General features: G+C 67.9%; 7 protein-coding genes. 3 read left to right on the forward strand and 4 right to left on the reverse strand.

Annotated features, from left to right (window positions below; all coding sequences use genetic code 11):
• Both dprA and C7C56_RS04345 read right to left on the reverse strand, forming a co-directional pair.
• On the reverse strand, positions 1–969 hold a 969-nt coding region (gene dprA / locus C7C56_RS04340; RefSeq protein ID WP_106756264.1), incomplete at its 3' end, for a DNA-processing protein DprA.
• Between the two features lie 7 nt (positions 970–976).
• A complete protein-coding gene (locus C7C56_RS04345) occupies positions 977–2,071 on the reverse strand; it encodes a LysM peptidoglycan-binding domain-containing protein (RefSeq protein ID WP_106756265.1) in 1,095 nt (364 codons plus the stop codon).
• Between the two features lie 297 nt (positions 2,072–2,368).
• Here C7C56_RS04345 and def point away from each other — a divergent pair, with 297 nt between their 5' ends.
• Positions 2,369–2,911, forward strand: coding sequence for a peptide deformylase (def, locus tag C7C56_RS04350; protein ID WP_106756266.1), 543 nt, complete (start codon positions 2,369–2,371; stop codon positions 2,909–2,911).
• A 128-nt stretch (positions 2,912–3,039) separates the two neighbouring features.
• Positions 3,040–3,996, forward strand: a complete 957-nt coding sequence (fmt, locus tag C7C56_RS04355; protein ID WP_106756267.1) for a methionyl-tRNA formyltransferase — start codon at positions 3,040–3,042, stop codon at positions 3,994–3,996.
• Between the two features lie 48 nt (positions 3,997–4,044).
• Here the strand turns inward: fmt and C7C56_RS04360 are convergent, their stop codons facing one another.
• Positions 4,045–4,290, reverse strand: coding sequence for a BrnA antitoxin family protein (locus C7C56_RS04360; RefSeq protein ID WP_307719020.1), 246 nt, complete (start codon positions 4,288–4,290; stop codon positions 4,045–4,047).
• Between the two features lie 334 nt (positions 4,291–4,624).
• Here C7C56_RS04360 and metH point away from each other — a divergent pair, with 334 nt between their 5' ends.
• Positions 4,625–8,380 carry a methionine synthase gene (gene metH / locus C7C56_RS04365; RefSeq protein ID WP_106756268.1) on the forward strand — a complete coding sequence of 1,252 codons (3,756 nt, stop codon included), beginning with the start codon at positions 4,625–4,627 and terminating at the stop codon, positions 8,378–8,380.
• 176 nt (positions 8,381–8,556) lie between these two features.
• Here metH and C7C56_RS04370 read toward each other — a convergent pair.
• Positions 8,557–9,363, reverse strand: an 807-nt coding sequence (locus C7C56_RS04370) for an EAL and HDOD domain-containing protein (RefSeq protein ID WP_146204280.1), incomplete at its 5' end; no start/stop codon positions are given.

Genomic DNA, 9,363 nt, shown 5'->3' on the forward strand with positions numbered 1-9,363 from the left:
GGGCGCGGGCTCGGCGGCGGCCGGCCCGCCCCGCCCCGCCGCCCGCGCCGCCACCAGCGGCGAGCGGCCCAGCGCGAACAACACGTCGTCGGCGCACTCGACCAACTGCGCGCCCTCTTTGATGAGCTTGTGGCAGCCCTTGGCCAGCGCCGCGTGGATCGAGCCGGGGATCGCGAACACCTCGCGCCCCTGGTCGCAGGCCTGGCGGGCGGTGATCAGGGAGCCGGACCCGGCCGCCGCCTCGACCACCAGCACCCCCGCGCACAGGCCGCTGATGATCCGGTTGCGCTTGGGGAAGTTGCCGGCGGCGGGCGCGGTGCCGAGCGGGTATTCGCTGACGATGCAGCCGTGTCCGGCGATGCGGCGCGCGAGCGACTCGTTGCGCTTCGGATAGATGCGGTCGATCCCGGTGCCGATCACCGCGACGGTCGAGCCGACCCCGTCCAGCCCGCCCTCGTGCGCGGCCGCGTCGATGCCCAGCGCCATGCCCGAGACGATCGTCAGGCCGGCCCCGCTGAGCGCGCGCGCGAACGCGAGCGCGTTGGCCTGCCCCTGGGCGCTGGCGTTGCGGCTGCCCACCAGCGCCAGCGCCGGCCCGTCGAGCAGCGCGCGCCGGCCCTTGACGTACAGCAGCAGCGGCGCGTGCGCGGTGGCGCGCAGCAGCGCCGGATAGGCCGCGTCGTGCAAGCGCAGCAGGCAGTGGGAGGGATCGGCCAGCCAGGCCAGCGTGGCGTCGATCTGTTCGAGCGCGGCGCCGGCGGGCGGCGTCAGCAGGGCGCGCGCGGCGGCGCCGGGGACGTGCGCGCAAAGTTCGGCGTGGGAGGCGGAAAAGATGTGTTCGGGTGTCCCGAGGGCGTCGAGCAGGGCGTGGCCGCGCTCGAGTCCGACACCGGCGGTCCCCACCAGGCGCAGCCACGCGGCAAGGCTTGCGGCCTCGCTGGCGGGGTTGGCGGGGTCCGTGTCCTGCACGGCGGTTTTACTCCGATGATCTGGCCACGTCGCCGACTTCGACCGGCTCGGTCACTTGCATGATCAGGCCGTACGAGATCTTGTCGAACACGCGGAAAATGAACAGTGTCCCGACATGTTCGTCGGGCAGGCGGATGGTCGGGGTGTTGCCCATCCGGGACAGCTTGCCGCCGGTGTCCTTGACCACCTTGCCGACATTGTATAACTGCAGGACGGTGCCGACGTCGACGCCGTCAACACTGCCGCGGTTGATGCTCAGGACCTGGTTCTGGCCGGCATGGGTGACGCCCGCATACACCGACACGACGCGCGCGTTGATCTTCTGGTCCGGCTCGTGCGGGACATAATTGCGGATCGGCAAAGGCGGCGACGGCACCAGCAGGTCGCCGACGCTCATCTCCATCTTCGAGCTGGCGACGATGAAGGTGTGCACGTCGACGCCCGGCTTGGCTTCTTTCTGCAGCTTGACGGTGCCGAGGTAGACCGCCTCGTAGCCGAGGATCTTGTTGTCGTCGGGATTGCGCAGCGGCGTGCCCGGACGGAACACCTGGAACGAGGAGATACCGTTGAGCTCACCCTTGACGTAGGCGGTGTCGTCCTTGCCCATGGTGACCCGGGCCTCGCGCGTGGCGGCGATCCGCGGCGCTTTCCCGAGCGTGGCCTCGTCGACCACCAGCGGCTGCGACAGGAACGGCTCGATCACGTTCGAGGCGATCGACTGGATCGCGTCGAGCCCCATGCCCTCAGTGCGGATCTGCGGGGAGATGCGCGTGATGCCGTTGCTGTCGGCGCTGCCGTTGCCGGGCCGCACCAGCGTCAGGCGGCCGTTGGCGCGGTCGAGGTAGATGACCTGGTGCGGATAGATCCAGTGCGGGTCCCTGATCTGGGCCTTGTTCATGCCCCACACCTGCGGCCAGCACCACGGATGCTCGAGGAACTTGCCCGAGATGTCCCACAGGGTGTCGTGTTTGACGACCGTGTGCTGGTCGGGCGCGTTGGCACGGAATTCGCACCGGGCCTTGGCCTGGGCGGGCGTCGCCATGACGCCTGCCAAAAGTGCCGCACCTACAAGGCGGGCGCCGACTGTGCTAAAATTTTTCATTGAATGATCCGAAAAGTGCGGCATTAACACGGAATTGCTGGCTGAACTTGTCTCCTCGTCCGCCCACAGCGCAAGACACAGCGGATTGCATTGCTGCTCTTTCGACAACATGGATGAGTAAGCTTGCCGAACTGGATCAAATTCTGCACATAAATCCTTGAACTAGCAAGAAAAACCGCGCCGCCCCCCCGCCCGGAACTGTTGCATTTCTGTTGTTTGAGAGCATCATCGACCCGCGCAGGCGCTCCGCGCATTGCTTATTCGCCACCATAAATTGCTACTGAATCAACTGACACCATGGCCCTACTGAACATCCTCCGCTACCCCGACGCGCGCCTGCACAAGGTCGCCCGGCCCGTGACCGAATTCGGCGAACGCCTCACCAAGCTGGTCGCCGACATGGCCGAGACCATGTACGAGGCGCCCGGCGTGGGGCTGGCCGCGACCCAGGTCGACGTCCACGAGCAGTTGGTCATCGTCGACACCTCCGAGAGCGGCGACGACCTGCACGTGTTCATCAATCCGCAGATCACCTGGTCGAGCCCCGAAAAGCAGGTCTACGACGAGGGCTGCCTGTCGGTGCCCGGCATCTACGACCGCGTCGAACGGCCGGTGCGGGTCAAGGTCAGCGCGCTCGACCTGCAGGGCACGCCGTTCGAGCTCGAAGCCGACGGCCTGCTGGCCGTGTGCATCCAGCACGAGATGGACCACCTGATGGGCAAGGTGTTCGTCGAATACCTGTCGCCGCTCAAGCGCAACCGGATCAAGGCCAAGCTGCTCAAGGAGGAGCGCGGCCTCGAGCGCGAGGCCGCGCTGCGCGCCTCGGGCCGGCGCTACTAGTGTAGTGCTGCACCCATGACAAGGCCGGGCGCCGGCCGCGCCGGCCTGGCCCGCGCGGGCGGCGCCGGCCCGCACCCCACCTCAACGCATACGGACGGCCGCGCGCCGGCACCGGCACTGGAAACCACATGAAGATCATTTTCGCCGGCACCCCGGAGTTCGCCGCCGTCGCCCTCGCGGACCTGCACCAGGCCGGCCACGAGATCGTGCTGGTGCTGACCCAGCCCGACCGCCCGGCCGGGCGCGGCATGCAGCTGCACGCCTCGAGCGTCAAGCAGTTCGCGCTCGCGCACGGGATCGAGGTGCTGCAGCCGCTGTCGCTGCGGATGGACAGCGCCGACCCGCGGCGCGCGGCCGAGGCGCGCGCCGCGCACGCGCGCCTGGCCGGCACCGACTACGACCTCATGGTGGTGGCCGCCTACGGCCTGATCCTGCCGGCCAGCACCCTCGCGCTGCGGCCCTGCATCAACATCCACGGCTCGCTGCTGCCGCGCTGGCGCGGGGCCGCGCCGATCCACCGCGCGATCGAGGCGGGCGACCGCGAGACCGGGGTGACCATCATGCAAATGGACGAGGGGCTCGACACGGGCCCGATGCTGCTGGCCGAAAGCGTCGCCATCGGCGCGCACGAAACCACGGGCCAACTGCACGACCGCCTGGCCGCGCTCGGGGGCCGCCTGCTGGTGGCGGCGCTGCGCCGGATGGAGCACGGCACGCTGGCGGCGCAGCCGCAGCCCGAGGCGGGCGTCAGCTACGCCTCCAAGGTCGGCAAACAGGAGGCGGCGCTCGATTTTTCGCGCGACGCCGCGCTGTTGGCGCGCAAGGTGCGCGCCTTCAACCCCTTCCCGGGCGCGCACGCGCAGGTGGGCGGGGTGGCGCTCAAGGTGTGGGGCGCCGAGGCGCTCGCGGCCGGCAGCGCGGCCGCGCCCGGCCAGGTGCTGGCGGCCGACCCGGTGCACGGCATCGTGGTCGCCTGCGGCGGCGGCACCCTGCGCCTGACGGAACTCCAAAAACCCGGCGGCAAGCGCCTGCCGGCGGCCGAATTCCTCAAGGGTTTCCCGCTCGAGGACCGCCGCTTCGACTAGCAGCCTGCCGGGCTGCCAGGAGCCTGCCGGGCCGGCGCGCAGGACCGGCTACTTCTTGCCGTTCTGCGCATCCATGTGCTCGCGCAGCAGCTGGTTGATGCGGGTCTGGTAGCCCGGCCCCTGCTGCTTGAACCACTCGAGCATATCGACATCGAGCCGGATCGTGACGATCTGCTTGAGCGCCTTCTCGGCGCGCGCGCCGCGACCGCGCGCCGCGCCCACCGCGCTGGCCGGCGCATCGCCCGCCACCAGCATCGGCTGTTCCCAGCCGCGTTGAAAATCCTCGTTCATCATGCCTGTCTCCGGTAAAAGCCCCATCGCCGTGGCGCGCCGCAACATGGCGCCAGTTTCACAACGACAGCAACATTGTCCTACCTAGGATCAAAATAAAGATTGCTGGGACGGCGCGTTTTGTATCCGCGTGTATCGTTCTGTATCAGACCCGGCCATAAATACAAAACGATACAAACCGGCCCGGCAGTGGCGGCCCCGGCCGTTTGCCCCCTCCCCCAAACCAAAAAGGGGCAATGTCGTATAATTTTGGACCATTTGCGCATACCTGCCGCGCGCCGCGGCGCCGCCCCGGCCTCCTGAAAGCACGACCATGATCAGCTCCACCACGCCCGCCATGTCCAGCACCGAAGCCCGCCTGCGCGAGATTTTGTCGCGCCGCATCATGATCCTCGACGGGGCAATGGGCACCATCATCCAGCAATACAAACTCGACGAGCGCGATTACCGCGGCGGCGCGGCCGGCCGCTTCGCCGGCTTCGCCGCGCCCGCGGGCGGCGCGCGCGAGCTCTTCGTCAAGGGCAACAACGAGCTGCTGACACTGACCCAGCCCCAGATCATCGGGGAAATCCACGAGCGCTACCTGGCCGCCGGCGCCGACCTGATCGAGACCAACACCTTCGGCGCGACCTCGATCGCGCAGGACGACTACCACATGGGCCACCTGGCCTACGAGATGAACGTGGCCGCGGCCAGGCTGGCGCGCGCCGCGTGCGACAAATACAGCTCGCCCGACAAGCCGCGCTTCGTCGCCGGCGCGCTCGGACCGACGCCCAAGACGGCCTCGATCTCGCCCGACGTCAACGACCCTGCCGCGCGCAACGTCAGCTTCGACCAGCTGGTGGCGGCCTACCTCGAGCAGGTGTGCGGCCTGGTCGACGGCGGCGCCGACGTGCTGCTCGTCGAGACCATCTTCGACACCCTCAACTGCAAGGCCGCGCTGTTCGCGATCGACCAGTATTTCGACGAGCACCCCGACACCGCGCGCCTGCCGCTGATGATCTCGGGCACCGTCACCGACGCCTCGGGCCGCATCCTGTCGGGCCAGACCGTGCCGGCCTTCTGGAACTCGGTGCGCCACGCCAGGCCGCTCACGATCGGCCTCAATTGCGCGCTCGGCGCGGCGCTGATGCGCCCCTACGCGCAGGAGCTCTCGCAGATCGCCGACACCTATGTCTGCATCTACCCGAACGCGGGCCTGCCCAACCCGATGAGCGACACCGGCTTCGACGAGCTGCCGGCCGACACCTCGGCGCTGCTGCGCGAATTCGCCGACAGCGGCTTCGTCAACATCGCCGGCGGCTGCTGCGGCACCACGCCCGAGCACATCGCCGCGATCGCCGCGCTGCTGGCCGACACCGCGCCTCGCTCGCTGCCCGATATCCCGGTGGCGCTGCGATTGTCGGGCCTCGAGCCGTTCACGGTCGACGCCGACTCGCTGTTCGTCAACGTCGGCGAGCGCACCAACGTGACCGGCTCGAAGGCGTTCGCGCGCATGATTTTGAACGAGCAGTACGACGAGGCGCTGTCGGTGGCGCGCCAGCAGGTCGAGAACGGCGCCCAGGTCATCGACATCAACATGGACGAGGCGATGCTCGACTCCGCCGCCGCGATGACGCGCTTCCTGAACCTGATCGCGTCCGAGCCCGACATCTCGCGCGTGCCGATCATGATCGACTCGTCCAAGTGGTCGGTGATCGAGGCCGGCCTCAAATGCGTGCAGGGCAAGGCGATCGTCAACTCGATCTCGATGAAGGAGGGCGAGGAGGAATTCATCCGCCAGGCGCGCCTGTGCCGGCGCTACGGCGCGGCCGTGATCGTGATGGCGTTCGACGAGAAGGGCCAGGCCGACACGTTCGAGCGCAAGACCGAGATCTGCGCGCGCGCCTACAAGGTGCTGACCGAACAGGTGGGCTTTCCGCCCGAGGACATCATCTTCGACCCCAACATCTTCGCCATCGCCACCGGCATCGAGGAGCACAACAACTACGCGGTCGACTTCATCAACGCCACGCGCTGGATCCGTGGCAACCTGCCGCACGCGAAGATCTCGGGCGGCGTCTCGAACGTGTCGTTCTCGTTCCGCGGCAACGACCCGGCGCGCGAGGCGATCCACACCGTGTTCCTGTACCACGCGATCAAGGCCGGCATGACCATGGGCATCGTCAACGCCGGCATGATGGGCGTCTACGACGACATCGCGCCGGAATTGCGCGAACGGGTCGAGGACGTGGTGCTGAACCGGCGCGACGACGCCACCGAACGCATGATCGACATCGCCGGCACGCTCAAGGCGGGCGGACGGGCCGACGTCCAGAACCTCGAGTGGCGCGCGGGCGACGTCAACAAGCGCCTGTCGCACGCGCTGGTGCACGGCATCACCCAGTACATCGTCGAGGACACCGAGGAGGCGCGCCAGGCGCTGCTGGCCTCGGGCGGGCGCCCGATCCACGTGATCGAGGGCCCGCTGATGGACGGCATGAACGTGGTCGGCGACCTGTTCGGCCAGGGCAAGATGTTCCTGCCGCAGGTGGTCAAGTCGGCGCGCGTGATGAAGCAGGCCGTGGCCCACCTGATCCCCTTCATCGAGGAGGAAAAGCTGCGCGAGGAGAAACGCACCGGCATCGTCGCCAAACCGAAGGGCAAGATCGTGATCGCCACGGTCAAGGGCGACGTCCACGACATCGGCAAGAACATCGTCTCGGTGGTCCTGCAATGCAACAACTTCGAGGTCGTCAACATGGGCGTGATGGTGCCCTGCTCCGAGATCCTGGCGCGCGCCAAGGTCGAGAACGCCGACATGGTCGGCCTGTCGGGCCTGATCACGCCCTCGCTCGAGGAGATGGCGCACGTGGCGCGCGAGATGCAGCGCGACCCGCACTTCCGCATGCTCAAAATCCCGCTCCTGATCGGTGGCGCCACCACCAGCCGCGCCCACACCGCGGTCAAGATCGCGCACAACTACGACGGCCCGGTGGTGTACGTGCCCGACGCCTCGCGCTCGGTGTCGGTGGCGCAGTCGCTGCTCACGCCCGAGAGCCGCGACAAATACATCGACGACATCGCGCAGGACTACGAGCGCATCCGCGAGCAGCACGCCAACAAGAAGGCGCTGCCGATGCTGCCGCTGGCGGCCGCGCGCGCCAACAAGGCGCTGCTGCCGTTCGCGCCGGTGCGCCCCAAATTCATCGGCCGCCGGGTGTTCAAGAACGTCGAGCTGGCCACTCTGACGCAGTACATCGACTGGGGCCCGTTCTTCCAGACCTGGGACCTGGCCGGCCCGTTCCCCGCGATCCTGAACGACGCGGTGGTCGGCGAGGCGGCCAGCAAGGTGTTCGAGGAGGGCCAGGCGCTGCTCAAGAAGATCATCGAGGGGCGCTGGCTGACCGCCAACGGCGTCATCGCGCTGCTGCCGGCCAACAGCGTGAACGACGACGACATCGAGGTCTACACCGACGACACGCGCGGCACGGTCGCCTTCACCTATTACGGCCTGCGCCAGCAGGGCGTCAAGCCGCTCGTCGACGGCGTGCAGCGGCCCAACCAGTGCCTGGCCGATTTCATCGCGCCCAAGTCGTCCGGCGTGGCCGACTACATCGGCATGTTCGCCGTCACCGCGGGGCTCGGCATCGAGAAGCACGAGCAGCGCTTCGAGGCCGCGCACGACGACTATTCGTCCATCATGCTCAAGTCGCTGGCCGACCGCCTGGCCGAGGCCTTCGCGGAATACCTGCACGAGCGCGTGCGCACCGACCTGTGGGGCCACGCGGCCGGCGAAAAGCTCGACAGCGCGGCGCTGATCGCCGAAAAATACCAGGGCATCCGGCCGGCGCCGGGCTATCCGGCCTGCCCCGAGCACACGGTCAAGGCCGACATGTTCAAGGTGCTGCAGGCGCAGGAGATCGGGATGGAATTGACCGAGTCGTTCGCGATGTTCCCGGGGGCGGCGGTGTCGGGCTTTTACTTCGCGCACCCGGCATCGAAGTATTTCGTGGTCGGCAAGATCGGCGAGGACCAGCTGGCCGACATGTCCAAGCGGCGCGGGGTCGAACGCGAGCAGCTGGCCAGCTGGCTGGCGCCGAATTTGTCGTAACCGCTCCGGCGCGGTAAGTGGTCGAATTGTTTAACCGCCCGTTACAGCGCGCTCAGTATGGGTTCCCTCTTTCGAGGGAATGACGTTGGGTCGATGCAGACGCTGGGGGCATGCAGGCGCTGGGGGCATGCGGACGCCGAGTGGACGCGGCCCCTGGGGTGAATGCGGCGCCGGCCTCAGATCGCGAAGCGCACCACGGTTTCGCTCCACTCGAACGCGGCCATCTCGAGCTCGACCAGTTCCTCGCTCGATATCGCCAGATCGCGCAGCGTCGGCGTGAGCTGGTCCTCCATCTCCTCGACCCGCTCGATGCATTCGGCCAGGCGCAGCAGGTCGCCGAAAAAACCCGCGCGGTGCAGCAGCGCCTCCGACACCTCGTCGCTGACCGGGATCTGCAGCATGATCTCCTCCATCGGCATGCCGAACAGGGTGTCCATCAGCGACATGATGCCGACCGTGAAGGCGATGTCGGCCACGTTCTGGTGGCTCGGGCGCACGCGCTTGGCGAGCAGCTCGAGCAATCGCCCGCGGGTGGTGGCCAGGATCAGCAGCGGCGTCATGTTCTGGCCCTGCCTGGCGGTCTCGGCGTACAGCATGATCTGCAGCCAGCGCTGCAACTGGCGGCGCCCGAGGATCATCACGGCCTGGCTGAGCGAATCGATGCGGTGGCGCAGGCCGACCGCCGGCGTGTTGACCAGGCGCAGCAGGTTGAGCGCGAGCGGCACGTCGCGCTTGACCGCGCGCTCGATCTCGATGTTGTCGGCGTCCGACATCACCAGCGTCATCAGTTGCACCACGGCCAGCCGCGACGGCGACAGCTTGCGCCCGCTGATCACGATCGGCTTGGCGAAATAGTATCCCTGAAAATAGTCGAATCCGGCGTCGAGCGCGGTCTGGAATTGCGCGCGCGTCTCGACCTTTTTGGCCAGCAGCAGTTTCTTATCGCGCTTGAAGCGCGGCGCGAGCCGGTGCACGGTCTCGAT

The sequence above is a fragment of the Massilia glaciei genome, assembly GCF_003011895.2.
Taxonomy (GTDB): Bacteria; Pseudomonadota; Gammaproteobacteria; order Burkholderiales; family Burkholderiaceae_D; genus Telluria_A; species Telluria_A glaciei.

What these genes read in the sequence shown, in the direction of transcription:
- C7C56_RS04345 (WP_106756265.1), bottom strand. Translation starts at nt 2,071, where the DNA reads ATGAAAAATTTTAGCACAGTCGGCGCCCGCCTTGTAGGTGCGGCACTT.
- fmt (WP_106756267.1), top strand. Translation starts at nt 3,040, where the DNA reads ATGAAGATCATTTTCGCCGGCACCCCGGAGTTCGCCGCCGTCGCCCTC.
- def (WP_106756266.1), top strand. Translation starts at nt 2,369, where the DNA reads ATGGCCCTACTGAACATCCTCCGCTACCCCGACGCGCGCCTGCACAAG.
- C7C56_RS04360 (WP_307719020.1), bottom strand. Translation starts at nt 4,290, where the DNA reads ATGATGAACGAGGATTTTCAACGCGGCTGGGAACAGCCGATGCTGGTG.
- metH (WP_106756268.1), top strand. Translation starts at nt 4,625, where the DNA reads ATGTCCAGCACCGAAGCCCGCCTGCGCGAGATTTTGTCGCGCCGCATC.